Source organism: Frigoribacterium sp. PvP121 (assembly GCF_017833115.1).
In the GTDB taxonomy this organism is placed as follows: Bacteria; Actinomycetota; Actinomycetes; order Actinomycetales; family Microbacteriaceae; genus Frigoribacterium; species Frigoribacterium endophyticum.
In genome coordinates this window covers 959,218-979,267 of the sequence record NZ_JAFIBR010000001.1, presented here as the reverse complement: position 1 = coordinate 979,267, position 20,050 = coordinate 959,218, and the positions used below count along the sequence as shown (strand labels likewise).

Genomic DNA, 20,050 nt, shown 5'->3' with positions numbered 1-20,050 from the left:
GCGCTTCGTGGACAATGCAGACGCATGGACCCGGGTCGGCCGAAAGGAGGACACACCTCGAGGGAAAGTCCAGGTCAGAACCACTCGAGGACCCGAGGAGGCGCAGTCGCGCCCCATGGGACGCGCCTCGGCAGCCATCCACCCACCCCACCAACTGGGGGCATGTCCCTGCCCTGTCGCCGCGTTCCCGATCCGATCTTGCACAGCAGTGTGCAAGATCGTACGATGGACCTCGTGACCACGACCGAGCAGACCCCGCGAGCGCCTCGCCGCGACGCCGCCGCCAACCGCGAGGCCCTCATGGCCGCCGCGGTCCGGCTCCTGAACGTCGACGCCGCCGTCCCCCTCGAGGCGATCGCCGCCGAGGCGGGCCTGTCGCGCCGCAGCGTCTACGGCCACTTCGCGACCCGGGACGACCTCGTCCGCGAGGTCACCCTGCGCGGCGCCGCCCGCATCGGCGTGGCCGCGCTGCCCGACCCCGTCGACGACCCGGTCGTCCAGCTCGCCGCCCTCGGCGCGAGGCTCTGGTCGGAGGTCGAGCACGTGCGCGTGCTGGCCCAGCTCACGGTGCGCGGGCCCCTGGCCGCAGAGGTCGGCGGCGCGCTGGCGCCGCTGAGGGCCTTCCTCCGCGAGACCGTCCGACGCGGCGTGGCCGACGGGCGCATGCGCGACGACATCGCCGTCGACACGCTGGCCCGGCTGGTCGAGGGCGCCGCGCTCACCGTGCTCGACGAGGCGACCGCCCGCGACCTCGACAGCGCCGAGGGTCACCGTCTGGTGATGCTCGCCGTGCTGGCCATGGTCGGCCTCGGCTGGCGCGAGGCCGACGAACTGGTGAGGACGACCCCGGAGCTGGCCGTCGCGCCGCCGCCGGGGCCGCAGCCACTCCCCGCCGACCCCCGCCCGACCGCCACCCGCCCCACCGTCACCCCGGAGCCCGCCGCATGAGACTCGAACTCGACCAGGTCGCCCTCGGCGACGGCCCCGGCGCTCCCCTCCCCGCCGTCTCGGTGGTCGCCGACCGTCGCGCACCCGGCTTCGTCGCCGTCGAGACGGAGGGCGCCCCCACGCTCGCCTCCCTCGTCGCCGGCGGCCGGATGGCGCCGGACCACGGCCGGGTGACGCTCGACGGGAGGGACGACGCCGACGCGGTCCGCGCCTCCTTCGCCCTCGTCGACACGCCCACGGTGGCCGAGCCCTTCGGCTCGCTGACCGTCGCGCAGGTGGCCCGGGAGGAGCTGGCGCTGGCCGGGCACCGGGCCGGCCGCGCCTCCGTCGCCGAGTTCCTCGACGTCGTCGGGCTGGCGGAGCACCGCCGCACCCGCCTGGCGTCGCTGCCGACCGAGCTGCGCGTCCGGCTGCTCTGCGAGCTGGCGCTGCTGCGGCCGGGCGTGGAGGGCCTCGTGCTCACCAGCCCCGAGCGGCACGGCGGCGACGTCGCCGCCTGGCTCGGCGTCGTGCACGACCTCGCCCGCCGCGGGGTCGTCGTGCTCACCGTGACGGGCTTCGCCGCGCTGGCGACCGTGCGCGCCCTGCCCGCACCCGACCTCGGGGAGGACGACGAGTCCGGGCTCGACACGGACGACGACACAGACACAGACCTCGACACCGCCGCCCGCCCCGACGACGACGACGCTGCCCCGACCCCAGGAAGCCCCCGCTCGTGAAGATCATCGCCCTCGTCCGCTCCGAGCTGCAGCGGCTCACGTCGACCGGGCTCGCCCGCCTCGCCCTCGTCGCCCTGATGACCGTGCCGCTGCTCTACGGCGGCCTCTACCTCTGGGCCAACCAGGACCCGTACGCGAAGCTCGACCAGGTGCCCGCGGCGCTCGTCAACGACGACGCCGGCACCACGGTCGACGGCACGACGACGAACTACGGCGACGAGGTGACCGACGAGGTCGTCGACGGCGGCGACTTCGACTGGCACACGGTCAGCGCCGCCGAGGCCGCGGCCGGGCTCCGCGACGGCACGTACGACTTCACGTTCACCATCCCCCGCGACTTCAGCGCCGACCTCACGAGCGCCACGACCGACGACCCGACCCGCGCGCAGATCACCCTCGCGACGAACGACACCAACAGCTACCTGGCGACCACGATCGCCGGGCAGGCCGGCAAGACGATCCGGGCCTCGGTGACCGAGAAGGTCGGCAAGGAGGCGGCGGCCCAGCTGCTCGTCGGGCTCGCCGACATCAGGACGTCGATCGGCGACGCGGCGGACGGTGCCGACCAGCTCGTCGGCGGCGTCGTCTCCGCGGAGGAGGGCACCGACCAGCTGGTGACCGGCGCCTCGGACGCGTCCGCGGGAGCCGACGAGCTCTCGGCCGGCGCGTCGTCGGCCGCGGCGGGCGCCCGGACCCTCTCCGACGGCACCGACCAGCTGAGCGCCGGGGCCACGACCCTGTCGAGCGGGCTCGACCAGCTCGAGACCGCGACGGCCACGCTGCCGGACAGCGCGCACCAGCTCGCGACGGGGGCCGACCATGTCGCCGACGGCAACGAGGCCCTGGCCGCCGGCGTCGCCCAGGCCGCCGCGGCGAGCCAGGCCGCGATCGACGACGCCCCGGCGACGCAGCAGGCGATCGGGCAGCAGCTCGTCGAGTACTTCGTCGGGCAGGGCCAGACCCCGGAGCAGGCGGCCGCCTCGGCGGCCGAGGTGGCGAGCTACTTCGCCCCGCTCTCGCAGTCGCTGAGCGACGCGAACACCCAGGCGCAGGGGCTGGCCGCCCAGGTCGGGCAGCTCGCCACCGGCGCGCGGCAGGTCTCGGACGGCGCCGCCGCGCTCGACGCGCAGGCCCCCGCCCTCGCGACGGGCATCTCCGACGCCGCCGCCGGGGCACGGCAGCTCGACGCGGGCGCCGCGTCCGCCGCCACGGGCGCCGACTCGCTCGCCACCGGGCTCGGCACCCTCGACACCGGCGCGGCCACGCTCTCGAGCGGGCTGCACACGCTGAGCGACGGCACGGTGAGCCTCCGCGAGGGGCTCGGCGCGCTCGACACGGGCGCGACGCAGCTCCGCGACGGGCTGCAGACGGGCCTCGGCGAGATCCCCGCGAGCACCGAGCAGACCCGCGACGCGCAGTCGGAGGCCATCAGCGACCCGGTGTCCGTCTCCGACCAGGCCGTCACCAGCGCCGGCACCTACGGCGCGGGGCTCGCGCCGTTCTTCATCAGCCTCGCGGCGTGGATCGGCATCTACGCGCTCTTCCTGATCGTGAAGCCCTTCTCGAAGCGGGCCGTCACCGCGGTGCGCGCCCCCGGGCGCGTGGTCGTGGCGGGGTGGGCGGCCCCCGCGCTGCTCGGCGTCGTCCAGATGCTCGCGCTGTTCACGATCGTGCGGTTCGTGCTCGGCTTCGACGTCGTGCACCCCTGGGCGACGATCGGCCTGATGGCCCTCGCCTCGGTCACCTTCGCGGCGATCATCATGACCCTCAACGTGCTGCTCGGCAGCGTGGGGCAGTTCCTCGGCCTCGTGCTCATGGTCGTGCAGCTCGTGACGGCGGGCGGCACGTTCCCGTGGCAGACGTTGCCGGCGCCGCTCGCGGCCCTGCACTTCGTGCTGCCGATGAGCTACGCGACCGACGGCCTCCGCCAGCTGATGTACGGCGGCAGCACGGCCACGGCCTGGGGCGACGCGGGCGTGCTCGCCCTCTGGGGCCTCGGGGCGCTGCTGCTCTCGCTGCTCGCGACGCGACGGATGACCCGTCGCCGCACGCTGCGCGACCTGAGACCGTCGCTGATCGGCTAGCGGCCGGGCCTCAGGCGCGCTCGGCCTCGAGCGCCGGGGCGGCGGCCGGGTCGGCGTCGTCGAGGAAGGTCGTCAGGCGCTCGACCTCGTCGGCCTCGCCGATCGCGGCGGCGCCGCGGCGGAGCGCCCAGAGCGAGCGCAGGACGCCGCGGTTGGGCTCGTGCGACCACGGCACGGGCCCCTGGCCCCGCCAGCCCGCCCGGCGCAGGGAGTCGAGACCGCGGTGGTAGCCGACACGGGCGTAGGCGTACGCCTCGAGGTCGGCGCCGCGCGCGGCGGCCTCGTCGCTGAGCAGCGCCCAGGCGAGGGACGAGGTCGGGTGGGCCACGACGACGTCGGCCAGCTCGAGGGAGGCGAGGTCGGCGAGCACGTCGGGCTCGGCGGGCAGCAGCGTCTCGGGCACGCCGAGGAGGTTCTGGGAGGGCATGCCCCCACGGTAGCCCGTGCTCCCCGACGACCCCGCCCGGGCCCGGGCCGCGGCTCCCCCGGGCCGCCGCCGGGGCGCGGGGTCAGAAGCGGTGCTGCCGCACCCAGGCGTGCATGACCACGGCCGCCGCCGCGCTCGCGTTGAGGCTGCGGGTCGAGCCGAACTGCGAGATCGCGAGCAGCGCCTCCGAGGCGGCGACCGCCTCCTCGCTGAGGCCCGGCCCCTCCTGCCCGAAGAGGAGCACGCAGCGCTCGGGCAGGTCGAAGGTCTCGACGGGCACCGACCCCTCGACGTTGTCGACGCCGAGGACGGGGAGGCGGTGGTCGCGCGCCCAGGCGACGAACGTCTCGACGTCGGGGTGGTGGACGACGTGCTGGTAGCGGTCGGTCACCATCGCGCCGCGCTTGTTCCAGCGGCGGCGCCCGACGATGTGCACGGTGTCGGCCGCGAACGCGTTGGCGCTGCGGACGATCGAGCCGATGTTCATGTCGTGCTGCCAGTTCTCGACGGCGACGTGGAAGGGGTGCCGGTGCTCGTCGAGGTCGGCGACGATCGCCTCCATGCGCCACCAGCGGTACCGGTCGACGACGTTCCGGGAGTCGCCGTCCCGGAGGAGCTCAGGGTCGTACCGGGGGTCGTCGGGCCAGGCGGTCTCGCCCCCGGGCCAGGGCCCGACGCCGTGCGCGAGCCGGGGCTCGTCAGGGTCGTCCGGGAGCGGTGTGGGACGGGGGTCGTCGACGGGCACGACCCCAGGGTACGGCGGCCAGCGCGATGGTCCGCAGACCGATCGGTCATTGCACGTGTGACACGTGGAATGTTACCCTGCTCGAGCCGATCGACGAGCGCCGGCCCGACCCGCAGAGGTGCCCCATCAGCGAGACCGTCCCCGACCCCGCTCCCCCGGCTCGCCTCGGCTGGCCGGGCAGCGCCGCCGCCGTCCGCGGAGCCCTCGTGACGGCCGACGGGGCGGCCTGGCTCGTGGCCGTCACGACCGTGGCGGTGCTCGTCGACCTGGTCGGGCCGGGCACCGCGCCGCACGTCGCCGCCTGCGCCCTCACGGCCGCCGCCGTACAGCTCGCCGTCGGCACGGCCTGGGGCCTCTACCGCCCCCGGTGGGTGGCCGGCAGCGCCGCCGAGGCCCGCGGCCTCGTCGCCTGCGCCGCGGTCGTCGCGGTCACCGTCTCGTTGGTGCCCCTGGTCTCGCCCTCGCGGCTCGGCCCGTGGGTCGACTGGCCACCGGCCCTGCCCCTCGTCGCGCTCGGCGTCGCCGCCCTCGCGATGGGCGCCGCCCGGGCGCTCCTCCGGGGCCGCCTCGAAGCGCGCCTCCGCCCCCGCGGCGCCCCGTCGCCGGCCCTCGTGCTCGGCGCGGGGTCGGTGGGCGAGCACGTCGTGCGGCGCATGCTCACCGATCCGACCTGCCGACACCGCCCGGTCGCGCTGCTCGACGACGACCCGGCCACGCACGGCATGCGGATCGCGGGGCTCAAGGTCCTCGGCGGCCGTGAGGTGCTGGCCGAGGCCGCCGCCCGCACGGGCGCCGGCACCCTCGTGCTCGCGATGGCCCGGGCCGACGCCGCGCTGGTCCGCGAGCTGACCGACCAGGGCGAGTCCGCGGGTCTCCGCGTGCTCACCGTCCCCACCATCGACGAGATCCTCGAGGGGAGGTCGGGCGTCGCCGACCTCCGCGACGTCTCGCTCGAGGACCTCGTCGGGCGGCGCCCGGTCGAGACCGACGTCGCGGCGGTCGCCGCGAGCGTCCGGGGCAGACGGGTGCTCGTCACCGGGGCGGGCGGCTCCATCGGCAGCGAGCTCTGTCGCCAGCTGGCGGCGCTCGGCCCCGCCGAGCTCCTGCTGCTCGACCGCGACGAGACGGCCCTGCAGTCCGTCCAGGTGTCGCTCGCCGGCCACGGCCTGCTCGACACCCGCGAGGTCGTCCTCGCCGACATCCGCGACCCCGTCGCGCTCGGGGCCGTCTTCCGGGCCCGCCGGCCCGAGGTGGTGTTCCACGCCGCGGCGCTCAAGCACCTGCCGCTGCTGGAGCAGTACCCCGGGGAGGCCTGGCAGACCAACGTGATGGGCACCCTCCACGTGCTGGAGGCCGCGCAGGCCGTCGGCGTCGAGACCTTCGTGACCATCTCGACCGACAAGGCGGCGAACCCCACCAGCGTCCTCGGTCGCTCGAAGCGCGTGGCCGAGCGGCTCACGGCGCACGCGGCCCAGGCCACCGGCCGCCGCTACCTCTCGGTGCGGTTCGGCAACGTCCTGGGCAGCCGCGGCAGCATGGTGCCGCTGTTCCGCGACCTGATCGCGGCGGGCCGGCCCCTCACGGTCACGCACCCGGAGGCGACGCGCTTCTTCATGACCATCCCCGAGGCGTGCCAGCTCGTCCTCCAGGCCGGGGCGATCGGCGGGCCCGGCGAGGTCCTCGTGCTCGACATGGGCGAGCCCGTGCGGGTGCTCGACGTCGCCGAGCGGCTGATCGCCCTGTCGGGCCGTGACGTCGAGGTCGTGTTCACCGGGCTGCGGCCGGGCGAGAAGCTCCACGAGGAGCTCACGGGGGCGGGCGAGGTCGACGAGCGGCCTGTCCACCCGCTCATCTCGCACACCGTGGTGCCGCCCCTCGCCGCCGGCGACCTCGACGTGCGGTCGATGACGAGCGACCCTCCCCCGGCGGGCGAGCGCCGCGTCGCGACGGCCTAGCCGCGGCCGGCCCCGCGGCCTCGACGCCGACGCCGACCCGAGCGCGACGCCGCACTCGCGGCGTCGCGCTCGACGACGTCGCAGAGCCGGGCGACCAGCAGGGGCTGGGCGTAGCGCTCCTCCGCCAGGCGCCGGGCCGCCTGCCCCGCCCGCCGGAGCCCGGCGGCGTCGTCGACGAAGTCGGCGAGCGCACGGGCAGCCCGACCGGGGTCACGATCCAGCTGGAGGCCCGCGCCCGTCTCGACCAGCGCCTCCGCCTGCCAGCCCCCGATGGTGACCGCGACGGGCCGCGCCGCCGCGAGCGCGTCGAAGTACTTGTTCGCGCTGTTCGCGCGGAGGGCCGGCACGTCGGCGAACGAGCTGAGCGCGATCGTCGACGCCGCGAGGACGTCGGGCAGGTCGGCCTTGGCCACGGCGTCGAGGACGACGAGCGACCGGTCGAGGACTCCGAGCCGGCGCGCCCGCTCGCGCACCGCCTCCTTCTCGGCCCCCGCCCCGAGCAGCACGACGACGAGGTCGTGGCCCTGCCGGTCGAGCTCCACGGCGACGTCGACCAGGTGGTCGAGCCCGTTGGCCCGGCCGAAGGTGCCGCAGTAGACGGCCAGCCGACGCCCGAGGAGGCGCGGGTGGCGACCCGTGAACGCCTCCGGCCGTGCGCGGGCCGGGTCGAACCGCTCGAGGTCGCTCATGTTCGGCACCACCACGGTGCGGCCACGGGGGTGCCCCGTGCGGACCACCGAGTCGGCCATGTCGGGGGAGAGGGCCACCACGGTCGACGACGAGGCGTAGGCCAGGCGCTCGAGGAGGCGCGCGGACGCCCGCAGGACGGGGTGCCGCAGCGCCCCCATCGCGATGGGCACCTCGGGCCAGCTGTCACGCACCTCGAAGACGAGCGGCGCCCGGCGGAGGAGGGTCGCTGCGATGCCCGGCACGGCGATCGTCAGCGGGGTGCTGGTCGCCACGACGACGTCGCCGCGGAGCGACCGGGCGAGGCGGGAGGAGCGGAGAGCGAAGGCGAGGAACGCCACGATGCGTCGCCGGTCGCCCATGGCGGCGTCGTAGTCGACGGCGACCCGGTGGACCGTGACGCCGTCGTGGACCTCGTCGCCGACCGCACCCCGGCGACCGAGGGGCACCGCGTCGACGGGCGGCGTGGCCGTGACGACGTGGACGTCGTGCCCGCGGCGGGCGAGGGCCGTCGCGACGTGGAACGAGCGCACTCCGCCGGCCTGCGCGGGGGTGAGGAAGTACTGGTGGAGGTAGACGACGCGCACGGCGGCCTTCCGACGGAGACGGCAGGTCGTGGGCACTCCCCCGCCTGTGATGTTGCACATGTACAATACCGACTGCTCGGCTCGCCGTCGAGAGTCCGCACCCGATCGGAGCGAGAGCCGATGTCCCTGTCCGACCACCTCCACGTCCTGCGCCGCTCCTGGTGGCTCGTCGCCCTCGTGACCCTGCTGGGGCTCGCGGTGACGGCCGTCGTCTCGGGCGCCTCCCCGCGGGTGTACGAGTCGAGCACGCAGCTCTTCGTCTCCGTGCGCGGCACGAGCACGAGCACCGCGATCGAGGTCGGCCAGGGCAGCGCCGCCGCGCAGCAGAAGGTCCGCAGCTACACCGACGTCGTGACCAGCTCACGCGTGCTGGAGCCGGTCGTGCTGCGGCTCGCCCTGCCGATGAGCACCAGCGAGCTCGCCGAGGCCGTCACCGCGACCGTGGCCGCGAACAGCGTCGTCCTGACCATCAGCGTCCGCGACACCGACCCCGCCCGCGCGGCCCTCATCACCGACGCGGTCAGCGAGAGCTTCCGCGACGTCGTGGTCGGCAGCCTCGAGGCCTCGCCCGACGGCGGGGCGAGCCTCGTCGGCCTCGAGGTGCTGGAGCCCGCGGTCGCGAGCAGCGCGCCCGTCTCGCCCCGCACCTCCCGCGACCTGCCCCTGGGCCTCGCCCTCGGCGCCGCCGTCGGCTACCTGGGTGCCCTCGCCCGGCACCTGCTCGACACGCGGGTGCGCTCCGGCGACGACGTCGAGGCGGCGGGCGAGACCGTCCTCGGGGCCACGCTCCACGACCCCGACGCCCAGCTCCGCCCGCTGACCGTGCAGCACGACCCCCGCGGCACGCGCGCGGAGGCGTACCGCTCGCTCCGGACGAGCCTGCAGTTCGCCGACGCGGGCAGCGACGCCCGGGTGGTCGTGGTGACCTCGGCGCTGCCCGGCGAGGGCAAGACCACGACCACGGCGAACCTCGCCGTGACGCTGGCGGAGACCGGCGCCCGGGTGGCGCTGGTCGACGCCGACCTCCGCCGGCCCCGCCTCGCGGAGATGATGGGGCTGGAGGGCGCGGCGGGCCTGACGGACGTCCTCATCGGCCGGGCCGGGCTCCGCGACGTCGCCCAGCCGTGGGGCCGCGACGGCCTGGACGTCGTCGCGGCCGGCCAGGTGCCGCCGAACGCGAGCGAGCTGCTCGGCTCGACGCGCATGCGTGAGCTGCTGGTCGAGCTGCGAGCCACCTACGACTACGTCCTCTTCGACGCTCCGCCGCTGCTGCCGGTCACCGACGCGGCAGTCCTGAGCCACGTCGCCGACGGAGCCCTGGTCGTCGCCGCGCTCGGCCGCACCCCTCGGGCCCGCCTGGAGGAGGCCCTCGCCCATCTGCACCGCATCGGCACGCGGGTGGTCGGCGTCGTCCTGACCATGCACCCCGTCGGCCGCGGAGGCGCCTACAGCGCGGCGTACGCACCCTCCGCGCCGGTCGTGGCACACGGCTCGGTCGAGCGCGACGCCGCGTCGGCGGGAGCGTCCGCGACGACGCCCGCGACCACGGCGTCGGGGCTCGAGCCGACGGTCTCGGCAGCGCCGACGACCCGCTCCTCCCCCCTGGGCTCCGAGCGCCGCGCCCGCGGCCGCCGCGCGGCGCCGCGCCGGGCCGCCGACGACCGGGGCGCCTGACGGCGCCTCGCGATCGCTGACCGGGCACCGTCTCGAGCGGTCGGGCTCGACGGTCCGCCGCCTCGTCACCAGGCTCGACGGTCCGCCGCCTCGTCACCAGGAGGGCGTCAGAGCTCGACGACCACGGCCCCCCAGGAGAGCCCGACGCCGAAGCCGACCAGCAGGAGCCGCATGCCCGGGCGGACCTGGCCCGACCGCACCGCCGCCGCCAGCGCCAGGGGGATCGACGACGAGGTCGTGTTGCCGACGTCGCTCATCTCGACCACGAACTTCTCCGTCGGGAGGTCGAGCTTGCGCCGCAGCGTCTCGAGCATGAAGGCGTTCGCCTGGTGCAGCACGACGGCGTCGATGTCGTCGAGGGCGAGGTCGGCGCGGGCGAGCGTCTCCGTGACGGCTCTCGGCACCGCCCTCAGCGCGAAGCCGAAGACCTCGGCGCCGTCCATGAAGAGGTCGTGGCCGTTGCTCTCGAGGCCGCGTGCGCCCGGCGACGCCGCGGGAGCGAGGCGGTCGCTGTCGGCGAGGCCCCCGGTGGGCACGATGAGGTGCCGCGCGCCGGAGCCGTCCGTGCCGTAGCTGAAGCCCCGGAACGCCGGTGACCCGGCCGACGCGGTGACGAGGCTCGCGCTCGCCCCGTCGCCGAAGATGGTGCGGAGCGGAGCGTCGGAGGGGTTCACGTAGCGGCTCAGCGTGTCGGCGGTGAGCAGCAGCACGGAGTCGGCCTGCCCGGAGTCGATGAGCGCGGACGCGGTGCCGAGGCCGTAGACGTAGCCCGAGCAGCCCATGCCGAGGTCGAACGCGCCGATGTCGGTGCGCAGGCCGAGGCGGTCCTGCACGAGGCAGGAGGTCGACGGCATGGCGTGGTCGGGGGTCTGGGTGCAGAGCAGCACGAAGTCGATGCTCGACCGCTCCAGCCCCTGCTCGCGGAAGAGGGCCTCCGCGGCGGCCACGGCGAGGTCGGCGGTCGTCTCGCCGGGCGCCACGACGCGTCGGCTCGCGATGCCGGTCTTCGCCGCGATCTTCGCGACGCTGACCGGGGCGAGCTCGGCGTCGAGCTGAGCGTTGTCGACGACGGTGGCGGGAACGTGGCCGGCGACCGCCCGCAGGGCCGCGTACCGCCTCGGCACGCTCACGTGCGGCCCGCGCCACGGCCGGCGGGGGCGACCACGACCGCCGGGTTGCCGAAGACGGTGTCACCGGGCGCGACCCTCCGGAGCACGACGCTCCCGGCCCCGACGGTCGCCCCGGCACCGACGCGCGCCCGGGGCAGCACGGTGGCCGAGCTGCCCACGACCGCGGCGTCGCCGACCGTCACGTTGCCCAGCAACTGTGCGTAGCCGTGGACGGAGACGTGGTCGCCGACGACGACGTGGTGGCCGACGAGGGCCCCGGTGTTGAACAGGGCGTGACGCCCGATGCGGGTCGAGGTCGACACGACCACGTGGGGGAAGAGCACCGAGCCCTCGCCGAGCTCCGCCCCGGCCAGGAGGATGGCGGTCTCGTGCACGAAGGTGGTGAAGACGGCGCCCTTCTCGGCGAGGGCTCCCGTCACCCGGCGCCGGGCGGACGGGTCGGCGATGGTGCAGAGAGCGAGGTCGCCGGGCCGGGGCACGTGCGCCTCGACGGTCGAGACGACGCCGGGCCCGCGCGCCGTGTCGTCGACGAACACGACGTCGCCGATGCCGTGCGCGCCACGCCAGCCGACCGCGGACGAGATCATCGCGGCGACCTCGTGGCCGGCGCCCCCGGCCCCCACGAGGACCAGACGGGCGGAGCCCGCTGCGGACGGTGACGGGGTCATCGCGCGGTGTACCCGCCGTCGACGACGAGCGAGCTGCCGGTGATCCACCTCGCGTCGTCGGAGAGCAGGAAGCGCACGGCGGCCGCGACGTCCTCCGCGCGGCCCAGCCCGAGCGGGTGGGCGTCGACGACCCGTTGGAGCCCCGCCGGCCCGACGGCACGCCGGAGCTGGTCGATCATCGGCGTCACCACGGTGCCCGGGCAGACGCAGTTGACCCGGAGGGACTCGCGGGCGAGCTCGAGCGCCAACGACTTGGTCATCGTGACGATCGCCCCCTTCGAGGCCGAGTACGCGGCCGCGCCGGGCTGGCCGACGAGGCCCAGCACCGACGAGACCAGGACGACGGAGGCGCCCGGGACCCGGCAGGACCGCCGACGGAACGCCCGCGTCAGCTGCAGCGCCGACCGCACGTTGATCGCCAGCATCTGGTCGACCAGCTCGGCCGACGACGCCCGGACGGGCTGGACGGCCTGGACGCCGGCGCAGTGCGCCAGCCCGCTCAGGGGGCCCTGGTCGGTGACGACGCGGTCGACGAGGCTGCTGCACGCGTCGGCCTCGGCCAGGTCGGCGACCCAGGAGGCGTGGCCGTCACCGGGGAGCTCCGCCAGGACGCCGGCGAGCCGGTCGACGTCACGGCCGGCCGCGGCGATCCGGTGCCCCCTCGCGGCGAGGTCGAGCGCGGTGGCGCGGCCGATGCCCGACGAGGCGCCGGTGACGAGGACGAGCGGGGCGGGCGACGCGCTCACGCGACGGACGGGAGGGTGAGGTCGTGCAGGTCGCGCACGGTGGTGCAGTCGGCGAGGCGCTGCGCGTCGACCGTGACCCCGAGCGCGACGTCGACCCGGGCGATGAACTCGACGTTCGAGAGGGAGTCCCAGCCGAGGTCGTCGAGCTGGTCGTCGAGCGAGAGCGCCGCGACGCTGACGTCGGCCTCGAGGAGGTCGTGGACGAGGGCGAGCAGGTCTGAGGTCTCCACGGGAGGGCCCTTCGGGTCGAGCCCCCGCGTGGGGACATGGCTGATGTGCTATTGATACATTAGCAGCCCGGTCGATGCACCGACAGCCCCCTCAGAGCCGGACGACGACGGCCGCCCACGAGTAGCCGATGCCGAAGCCCACCAGGGCGACGTGGTCGCCGGGCCCGGCACGGCCGGCCCGGACGGCGGCCTGCAGCGCGAGGGGCACGGACGACGAGGCCGTGTTGCCCGTCGTGGCGAGGTCGACCACGAACTTCTCGGGCGGGAGGCCGATGCGCCGCCGGAGGCTCTCCAGCATGACCGCGTTGGCCTGGTGGAAGACGAAGAGGTCGACGTCGTCGACCGTCAGCCCCGCGCGCCGGAGGCAGGTCTCCAGGGCCCGCGGGACGGTCCGCAGGGTGAAGGCGAACACCTCGGGGCCGTCCATGTGGACGTCACGGCCCGACGGCGCCAGGCCCCGCGCCTCCGGCGACGACCCCGGGGCGCGCTCCTCCCCGGGCGCGAGTCCGCCGTTGACCGCGAGGAGGTGGCGCACGCCCCGCCCGTCCGTCCCGAAGGTGGCGCCGAGGAACCGCGGGCCGTCGGCGCCCCCGGTGACGAGCGCGGCGGTCGCCGCGTCGCCGAAGAGCACCCGGAGCTGCGGGTCGCCCGGGTTCACGAGGCGCGTCAGGGCGTCGGCGGTGACGAGCACCACGCGCTCCGCCTGCCCCGTCTCGACGAGGCCCCGCGCGAGCGCGAGGCCGTAGACCCAGCCCGAGCAGCCGAGGGAGACGTCGAGGGCCGCGACGTGGGTGCCGAGGCCCGCGCGCTCCTGGACGAGGCAGGCCGTGGCGGGCAGCACGAGGTCGGGGCTCTGGGTGCAGACGACGAGGGCGTCGACGCTCGCGGGGTCGACGTCGTGCTCGACGAACAGGCGCTCGACGGCGGCGGCCGCGAGGTGCGACGTCCACTCCCCCGGAGCCGCGACGTGCCGGGCGTGGACGCCCGTGCTGGCCGCCGCGCGCGCGACGTCCCAGCCGGGGTGCTGGTCGGCGAGGTCGTCGTCGGTCAGCACGGCCTCCGGGAGGTACGACGAGAGGGCGGCCAGCTGCGCGTGCACGGGCGCGGTCACGGAGCGGCGTCGACCGTCGGGCCCGCGGCACGGACCACCGCCAGCACGTCGTCGACGGTGCGACAGGTTGCGAGGTCGGCGGGCTGGACGACGAGCCCGCGCCCGACCTCGAGCTCGACGATGAGGCTCACGTCGGTGAGGGAGTCCCAGCCGAGGTCGGCGAGCGCCGTGCCGAGCTGCACGCGGCCGCGGTCGACCAGGGCCACGGAGGCGACGGTGTCGAGCAACGATGAGGTGTCCATGGGGTCTCCTTCAGTGACATGTGGCACACAGGATAGCGCCTGCATGCCCTGTGCGCACATGCCTCACCGAGCCGGGGCGTCGCCACACCGGTCGCCGGTACAGTGTCGCCATGGCTGATCGAAGCGACGTGGAGTGCTGGCTGACCGACATGGACGGCGTGCTCGTGCACGAGAACCACGCCCTGCCGGGGGCGGCCGACCTCATCCAGCAGTGGCAGGACGAGGGCACGCCGTACCTCGTCCTCACCAACAACTCGATCTTCACGCCGCGCGACCTGGCCGCGCGCCTCCGCGCCTCCGGCCTCGACGTGCCCGAGGAGCGCATCTGGACCTCAGCCCTCGCGACGGCAGACTTCTGCCGGTCGCAGATGCCCGGCGGCTCGGCCTTCGTCATCGGGGAGGCGGGCATGACGACCGCGATGCACGAGGCCGGGTTCATCATGACCGAGACGGCTCCCGACTACGTCGTGGTCGGCGAGACCCGCAACTACTCCTTCGACGCCATCACGAAGGCCGTCCGGCTCATCCGGTCCGGTGCGCGGTTCATCGTCACGAACCCCGACGCGACGGGGCCGAGCGCCGAGGGCGTGCTGCCCGCCACCGGCGCGATCGCCGCGATGATCCAGGCCGCGACGGGCAAGACGCCCTACGTGGTGGGCAAGCCGAACCCGATGATGTTCCGCTCGGCGATGAACCGCATCGGGGCGCACAGCGAGAACACCGCGATGATCGGCGACCGGATGGACACCGACATCATGGCGGGCATCGAGGCGGGGCTGCACACCATCCTCGTCATGACGGGCATCAGCGACCAGGCCGAGATCGACCGGTACCCCTTCCGGCCCAACGAGGTGCTGAGCGGGGTCCACGAGCTCGTCCGGGCCGAGCCGCTCGAGAGCGACGTCGTCCCGTCGGAGCTCTAGGCGCCGCCCGGCACCGGGGCTCGGGGCTCGGGGCTCGGGGCTCAGCCCGCCGTCGGCGCGAGGCTCGTGGTGAAGGGCTCGCCGCTCGAGCGCGTCACGAAGCACGAGTAGGTGCGGTCGCCGGCGTCCCAGTCGGCGGTGGTGACCGGCCAGCTGGCGACGAACTGGACGTCGCGGTACGCCCCGGCGGCCGTGAGGTCGAGGGCCTCGGGCGACGTGCAGAGCACCGACATCTGGTTCTGCAGGGTCTCCGAGCCCGGCCAGGGCGCCCCGGCGTCGCCGGGCAGAACGCCCTGCGACGCCAGCTGGGCGACGTGCGGGGCGGCGCAGTCCACCACGTCGTAGTCCTGCTGCCACGCGTTCTCGAACGACGAGAAGCACTCGCCGCCCTGCAGGTCGCTCCAGGGGTGGCTGCCCGCCGCGAGCGGCCCGGTCGCCGCGGCGCTCTCCTCGACGGGGGCGGGCCCGGCGGTCACCGTCGTCGGCGCCGGCGCGGGCTCGCTGGTCGCGGCGGGGTCGGCGGAGGCCGAGTCGCCGGCGAACAGCGAGCGCCCGAGGAAGAAGAGGGCCACGAGCGCGAGCACGACGACGACCGCGGCGCCGACGACGAAGAGCACGAGCCGCCGGCGCGGCGACCCGGTCAGCGCGGCGAGCGGGCCGCCAGAGCGGCCACCGCCGCGGCGCTCGTCGGGAGCCGAGGTCGCCGTGGGCGGCACCCAGGCCGAGGAGGCGCGGGCCGGGCTCGCGGCACCGGTCCCGGCCCCTGCCCCTGCCCCGAACGAGAGGCCGGGGAGCTCGCCCGCGGCCTCGGGCGGCGCGGTGCGGGCCCGGTCGACGGGCGCGGCCGGGGCGGACGGCGCCGCCGGCGGACGATAGGGCTCCGGGAACCCAGCGACGGGAGCGCTGCCGTGAGGTGCGACGGGGAGCTCGGAGGCACGCTCCACGGCGTCCGCCCCCGGGCCATCGACCTCGGCCGGCGTGACGTCGTCGCCGCCGAGCGACCACGACCTCGTCACGGCCTCGTCGGCGCCGGGCGTGCCGAGCGTCTCGTCGTCGAGGCGGTCGACCTCGCGCGTGACGTCCTCGACCACCGGGTCGTCGCGACCCGCGTCGGACTCGAGCTCGCCGGGGACGTCGTCGAGGGCGTCCGCGTCGCGGGCTCCGTCGCGGTCGGCGGCCCGGCCCGCCAGCGGCACGATGCCGAGGATCTCGGTGAACGAGGGCTCGACGACCGGAGCCGACGCGAGCGCGGCGGCCGGAGCCGGGGCCGGGGCCGGTGCCGGTGCCGGGTCGGCGTGGTCGTCGGGCACCGGCGTGGGCGGCGACGCGAGGGGCTGCGCCGGCGGCACGGCCACGCCCGCCGCCTCGGCGAGGCGACGCTCGCGGCGGGTCATCTCGTGGTGCTCCTCCACCCACCAGGGGGCGGCCGAGCCGGTGGCGTCCTGGACGGGCCGCGGCTCGGGAGGCGACGCCGCCGCGACCTCCGTCGGCAGCTCAGGGGCCGGGTCGGGAGCGGGCTCGAGCTCGGGCTCGGGCTCGGGCTCCGGCTCCGGCTCGGGCTCGGGCTCGGGCTCCGGCTCGGCGCGAGGCTCGGGCGTCGCCGCAGCCGTCGCCCCGGGGCCGGGGGCCGCGGGCACCTCGAGGGCGCGCGTCGGCAGGTCCGTCTCGACCCGCGACTCCTCGAGGGTCTCGGCTGCGGGAGCCGAGGCGGGCGGCAGGGCCTCCCAGTCGAAGGCCGCGGGAGGCGCGGAGCCCGCCGTCGGGGCCGTCGCGAGCAGGGCCGTGAACGGCCCGGGGACCTCGTCGGGACCGCTCGGGGGCTCGGGTCGCCGGTCGGGGTCAGGCTCGGGCTCCGGCTCGTGCGGCGACGCGGCCTCGTGCTCGGGGACGGGCTCGGGCGGAGTCGCCGGCGGGACGGCGCCTGCCAGGGCGCCGAGGTCGAGCGCCAGGGGGTGACCGCCGCTCCGCGGCACCTCGTCGCCGGGGGCGGGCGGGGGCGGGACGGCGAGCGGGGCGCGGGGCGCCTCCGTCGGGACGGCGTCGGCCTGGGAGGAGAAGGAGAGAGCGGTCGTGGCCGCGTCGGGCTCCGGGCTCACGACGGGCTCGACGCCCTCGACGGCCGACGTCGGGCCGCTGCCCCCCGGCTCGGGGTCGGGCTGCTCGTCGACCGGGCCCGCCTCGCCGTCGAACTGGGCCGCCAGCCAGTCGCTGGCGTCGCCGGGCTCGGGCGCCTCGTCGCGCCCGGGCCGGTCGTCGGTCACGGCTCCAGCCCCAGGTCCGCCAGGCCGATGGCCGCGTAGTAGGGGTAGCCGGCCGCCTCGATCACCTCACGGGCTCCGGTGCTGCGGTCGACGACGACCGCGACGGCCGCGATCTCGGCCCCGACGGCCTCGAGGGCCCGGGCCGCGGTGAGCGGCGAGCCGCCCGTCGTCGAGGTGTCCTCGAGCACGACGACCCGCTTGCCCGCCAGCTCGGGGCCCTCGACCTGCCGCCCGCGGCCGTGGTCCTTGGGCTCCTTGCGGACGACGAACGCGTCGTAGTCCTTGCCGAGGGCCACGCCCTGGTGCAGCACGGCCGCCGCGATCGGGTCGGCGCCCATCGTGAGGCCGCCGACGGCGAAGACGTCGGGGACGTCGTCGATCAGGTCGACCATGACCTGGCCGATCAGGGGCGCGACGCGGTGGTCGAGGCTGACCTTCCGCAGGTCGATGTAGTACGACGCCTTCTTGCCGCTCGTGAGCGTGAAGTCGCCGTGGAAGACGGCCTCGGAGCCGATGAACTGGATGAGCTGCGTGCGTGCGTCGGTCACGGTTGCCCAGCGTAGAGCAGGTGGCTCCGAGCGCGCCCGGTGGTCGTCGCCCCGCGAGCGAGCGGGGCCGGCCGCGCAGCCGAGGGCCCCGACCACGCCAGGGCCAGGGCGACCCAGGCGAGCCGGTTGCCGGTGAGGTCGCCGGAGACCGAGGCGTTCAGCACGGCCGACACGGCGACCCCGAGCAGGACGACGGCCACCCCGTCGACGCCGCCGAGACCTCCCGTGCCGTGCCGCGCCCGGCGGAGCAGTCTCACGAGGGACGCGACGACGACCGTCAGCAGGGCCGCCCCGGCCGGCCAGCCGCCCTCGACGAAGGCCTCGAGCACGACGTTGTGGGCGTACTGGCGGTCACCGGAGCTCGGGACCGCCTCGGACACCTCGAGCACCGTGACGAAGCCGCCCCACCCGGTGCCGCCCGGGCCGCCGTCCCGGAGCGCCCGGACCGCCGCCCGCCAGAGAGGGAGCCGCGCCTCGGCGCCGGTCACGTGGCCCGTCAGGACGAGCCCCAGCCGCTCGGCGCCCGGGGAGTCGCTGACCACGACGCCGACGCCGGCCGCGACGAGGGCGGCGGCCAGCCCGGCGACCCGACGGCGACGCCCCTCCCGCACGACGAGCGCGACGACGACCAGGGCGACGGCCGCGGCGAGCACGGGGCCGCGGGAGCCGGTCGCCACGGCGGCGAGCGCGGCCACGACGGTGCCGGCGAGCAGTCGGCCCCGGGGCCTCCGGCCGGGCAGGACGAGCACGGCCCCGAGGATCAGCGCCGCGGTGGCGGTCGCCCGACCCGCCGCGATGGTGTTCGACCCCTCGAGCACGGCACGCCCCCACTGCGACTCGTCGCGCGGGAGCACCTGGAGGGCCGCCACGGTCGCGAGCCCCCACCCCGCCGTCCAGGCGAGCCAGAGCCTGCGCCGCCGACGGGTCGAGAGCAGCACCACGCTCGTCGCCACGACGACCAGCGTCAGGGCCATCCCCGCCAGCTTCGCGCCCTGGTAGCCGTGCGGCACCTCGACGAGCGCTCCGGGGAGCAGCGAGGCGACGACGACGACGGCCCCGAGCGGCACCCGCACGACCCCGAGTCGGGGCGCCAGGTGGAGGCCGGCCCCGACGCACGCGGCGGCGGCGAGGGCGATCGTGAGGTCGACCGGCACGGCCGCGAGGGCCGGGCTGCCCTTGACGCCGCCGACCAGCAGCACCGCCGAGCAGAGGGCCGCCACGACGTGGTCGCGCAGGGACGACCCCGGCGACGGGGCGACGGGTGGGGTCGGCGACGCGGGCCTCTGGCTCGTGCGGGACATCGGACCTCCGGGATCGGTCCGTCGATGGTAGCCCGGGATCCTGGATGTGATGTGTCAGTCGATCAGTGGTCTCGCCTCCGCCGTCGAGAGCCCGGGACCGAGCCGCCGGTCCCCCGGCCCCCGCAGGGACTCGAGACGTCGCCGGGCGTGCGCCGTCAGCACCTCCGGCGGGGCCCCCACCCGCGCGTGCTGCACGAGCGTCCGGAGCCGCGCCTCCTCGCCGGCGAGGACGTCGTTGCCGACGCGGCCCGCGAGGTCGGCCATGAGGAGGAGCCACCGGTCGTGGCGCTCGGGCGCCTCGTCGGCCGCGGCGGCGGCCGCAGCCGAGGTCACGTCGAGGAGGCGTCCCCGCTCGGCCGGGTCCAGGACGGACCCCACGACCGCGAGCACGGCGTCGTGGACGATGTCGAGAACCTGCGCCGTCGCCTCGAACCGCTCCGGGTCGCCGGGCCGGACGAAGGTGCCCCGGTAGGGCTCGACGGTGACCAGGCCGTCCGTGCACAGCCGCGTGATGGCGTGGTCGACGGGGGTCCGCGACATGTCGAGCCAGTGCGCGACGGCACCCAGGTCGATCCGCTCACCGGGCCGGAGGACGCCGGAGAGCAGGGCGTCGCGCAGCTCGCCGTAGGCCCGGCCGGCGGCGTCGTCGCGCTTGGGGATCCTCCGAGGCGTCACCGGGACGGGCACGGTGCACCCCCCGGGGCCTGGCCGTCGTCGAGGACGCCGTCGCGGGGGACGCCGTCGTCGCCGCCGGCGTCGTCGCCGCCGGCGTCGGGGTCGTCGGGGCCCTCGCCGTCGCCACGGGAGCGGAGCCACCCGGAGGTGCACGCCTCCAGCACCTCCAGCGGGAGGGGCGGCCAGAAGAAGTCCTGGACCCGGACGACCCCCTGCGCGACCCGGGCCAGCCTCTCGTCGACCGTCCCGGCGGGGCCCGGCGACACCTGTCGCTCCTGTGCTGTCATGTCACCGTTGTAGCGGGCGCTCGCCACGCCGTCACGTGAAATCTTTTGTTCTGCTGAGAGCGGTGGTCGGACCGGTCTGGGCCAGGGACCGCCACCGCGCCT

The 20,050-nt window shown here is 76.1% G+C and carries 20 protein-coding genes; 6 read left to right on the top strand and 14 right to left on the bottom strand.

Annotated features, from left to right (window positions below; genetic code table 11):
* The first annotated feature begins 234 nt into the window (after positions 1 to 234).
* From JOE43_RS04640 to JOE43_RS04630, 3 genes are read left to right on the top strand one after another with little or no spacing between them, the layout of a single operon-like run.
* On the top strand, positions 235 to 948 hold the full coding sequence (locus JOE43_RS04640) for a TetR/AcrR family transcriptional regulator (protein WP_307803243.1): 714 nt from the start codon (positions 235 to 237) through the stop codon (positions 946 to 948).
* Positions 945 to 1,667, top strand: a complete 723-nt coding sequence (locus JOE43_RS04635; protein ID WP_209515159.1) for a hypothetical protein — start codon at positions 945 to 947, stop codon at positions 1,665 to 1,667. Before JOE43_RS04640 ends, JOE43_RS04635 begins: the two co-directional genes overlap by 4 nt.
* Positions 1,664 to 3,751, top strand: coding sequence for a YhgE/Pip family protein (locus JOE43_RS04630; RefSeq protein WP_209515157.1), 2,088 nt, complete (start codon positions 1,664 to 1,666; stop codon positions 3,749 to 3,751). Before JOE43_RS04635 ends, JOE43_RS04630 begins: the two co-directional genes overlap by 4 nt.
* A 10-nt stretch (positions 3,752 to 3,761) precedes the next feature.
* Here JOE43_RS04630 and JOE43_RS04625 read toward each other — a convergent pair whose 3' ends face one another.
* Both JOE43_RS04625 and JOE43_RS04620 read right to left on the bottom strand, forming a co-directional pair.
* Entirely contained in the window at positions 3,762 to 4,178 is a 417-nt protein-coding gene (locus tag JOE43_RS04625) for a DUF3151 domain-containing protein (protein WP_209515155.1), read from the bottom strand.
* 82 nt (positions 4,179 to 4,260) lie between these two features.
* Positions 4,261 to 4,923 carry an RNA methyltransferase gene (locus JOE43_RS04620; protein ID WP_209515153.1) on the bottom strand — a complete coding sequence of 221 codons (663 nt, stop codon included), beginning with the start codon at positions 4,921 to 4,923 and terminating at the stop codon, positions 4,261 to 4,263.
* Between the two features lie 26 nt (positions 4,924 to 4,949).
* Here JOE43_RS04620 and JOE43_RS04615 point away from each other — a divergent pair, with 26 nt between their 5' ends.
* The gene (locus tag JOE43_RS04615) at positions 4,950 to 6,878 is read left to right on the top strand and encodes a nucleoside-diphosphate sugar epimerase/dehydratase (RefSeq protein ID WP_209515151.1); all 1,929 of its coding nucleotides are present in this window, start codon (positions 4,950 to 4,952) and stop codon (positions 6,876 to 6,878) included.
* On the opposite strand, the gene JOE43_RS04610 is transcribed toward JOE43_RS04615, so the two are convergent.
* Positions 6,875 to 8,212, bottom strand: coding sequence for a glycosyltransferase family 4 protein (locus tag JOE43_RS04610; protein ID WP_209515149.1), 1,338 nt, complete (start codon positions 8,210 to 8,212; stop codon positions 6,875 to 6,877). The genes JOE43_RS04615 and JOE43_RS04610 overlap by 4 nt on opposite strands.
* 60 nt (positions 8,213 to 8,272) lie before the next feature.
* On the opposite strand from JOE43_RS04610, the gene JOE43_RS04605 reads away from it, so the two are divergent.
* Positions 8,273 to 9,826: a polysaccharide biosynthesis tyrosine autokinase gene (locus JOE43_RS04605; protein ID WP_209515147.1), complete on the top strand. Its 1,554-nt coding sequence runs from the start codon at positions 8,273 to 8,275 to the stop codon at positions 9,824 to 9,826.
* A gap of 107 nt (positions 9,827 to 9,933) precedes the next feature.
* Here JOE43_RS04605 and JOE43_RS04600 read toward each other — a convergent pair whose 3' ends face one another.
* From JOE43_RS04600 to JOE43_RS04575, 6 genes are all read right to left on the bottom strand, one after another.
* A complete protein-coding gene (locus JOE43_RS04600; RefSeq protein ID WP_307803242.1) occupies positions 9,934 to 10,956 on the bottom strand; it encodes a ketoacyl-ACP synthase III in 1,023 nt (340 codons plus the stop codon).
* The gene (locus JOE43_RS04595) at positions 10,953 to 11,624 is read right to left on the bottom strand and encodes an acetyltransferase (RefSeq protein WP_209515132.1); all 672 of its coding nucleotides are present in this window, start codon (positions 11,622 to 11,624) and stop codon (positions 10,953 to 10,955) included. The genes JOE43_RS04600 and JOE43_RS04595 overlap by 4 nt, the downstream gene beginning before the upstream one ends.
* Positions 11,621 to 12,370 carry an SDR family NAD(P)-dependent oxidoreductase gene (locus JOE43_RS04590; RefSeq protein ID WP_209515130.1) on the bottom strand — a complete coding sequence of 250 codons (750 nt, stop codon included), beginning with the start codon at positions 12,368 to 12,370 and terminating at the stop codon, positions 11,621 to 11,623. The genes JOE43_RS04595 and JOE43_RS04590 overlap by 4 nt, the downstream gene beginning before the upstream one ends.
* Positions 12,367 to 12,600, bottom strand: coding sequence for a phosphopantetheine-binding protein (locus JOE43_RS04585; protein WP_209515128.1), 234 nt, complete (start codon positions 12,598 to 12,600; stop codon positions 12,367 to 12,369). Before JOE43_RS04585 ends, JOE43_RS04590 begins: the two co-directional genes overlap by 4 nt.
* A gap of 91 nt (positions 12,601 to 12,691) precedes the next feature.
* A complete protein-coding gene (locus tag JOE43_RS04580; RefSeq protein WP_209515126.1) occupies positions 12,692 to 13,711 on the bottom strand; it encodes a 3-oxoacyl-ACP synthase III family protein in 1,020 nt (339 codons plus the stop codon).
* Positions 13,708 to 13,953, bottom strand: a complete 246-nt coding sequence (locus tag JOE43_RS04575) for an acyl carrier protein (protein ID WP_209515124.1) — start codon at positions 13,951 to 13,953, stop codon at positions 13,708 to 13,710. The genes JOE43_RS04580 and JOE43_RS04575 overlap by 4 nt, the downstream gene beginning before the upstream one ends.
* A gap of 110 nt (positions 13,954 to 14,063) precedes the next feature.
* Between JOE43_RS04575 and JOE43_RS04570 the strand changes: the two genes are divergently transcribed.
* On the top strand, positions 14,064 to 14,876 hold the full coding sequence (locus tag JOE43_RS04570) for an HAD-IIA family hydrolase (RefSeq protein WP_209515122.1): 813 nt from the start codon (positions 14,064 to 14,066) through the stop codon (positions 14,874 to 14,876).
* A 41-nt stretch (positions 14,877 to 14,917) separates the two neighbouring features.
* Here JOE43_RS04570 and JOE43_RS16110 read toward each other — a convergent pair whose 3' ends face one another.
* Genes JOE43_RS16110 through JOE43_RS04545 form a run of 5 tightly spaced genes read right to left on the bottom strand, consistent with a single transcriptional unit; the run spans position 14,918 to position 19,948 of the window.
* Complete coding sequence (locus tag JOE43_RS16110) at positions 14,918 to 17,137, bottom strand: septum formation family protein (protein ID WP_209515120.1); 2,220 nt, start codon at positions 17,135 to 17,137, stop codon at positions 14,918 to 14,920.
* Entirely contained in the window at positions 17,134 to 17,685 is a 552-nt protein-coding gene (pyrE, locus tag JOE43_RS04560; RefSeq protein WP_209515118.1) for an orotate phosphoribosyltransferase, read from the bottom strand. The genes JOE43_RS16110 and pyrE overlap by 4 nt, the downstream gene beginning before the upstream one ends.
* Positions 17,682 to 18,986: an O-antigen ligase family protein gene (locus JOE43_RS04555; protein ID WP_209515110.1), complete on the bottom strand. Its 1,305-nt coding sequence runs from the start codon at positions 18,984 to 18,986 to the stop codon at positions 17,682 to 17,684. The genes pyrE and JOE43_RS04555 overlap by 4 nt, the downstream gene beginning before the upstream one ends.
* Before the next feature lie 54 nt (positions 18,987 to 19,040).
* Positions 19,041 to 19,661 (bottom strand): GntR family transcriptional regulator, encoded by a 621-nt coding sequence (locus tag JOE43_RS04550; protein ID WP_209515108.1) that lies wholly within the window; start codon positions 19,659 to 19,661, stop codon positions 19,041 to 19,043.
* Positions 19,658 to 19,948: a hypothetical protein gene (locus JOE43_RS04545; RefSeq protein WP_209515106.1), complete on the bottom strand. Its 291-nt coding sequence runs from the start codon at positions 19,946 to 19,948 to the stop codon at positions 19,658 to 19,660. The genes JOE43_RS04550 and JOE43_RS04545 overlap by 4 nt, the downstream gene beginning before the upstream one ends.
* Positions 19,949 to 20,050: the final 102 nt, after the last annotated feature.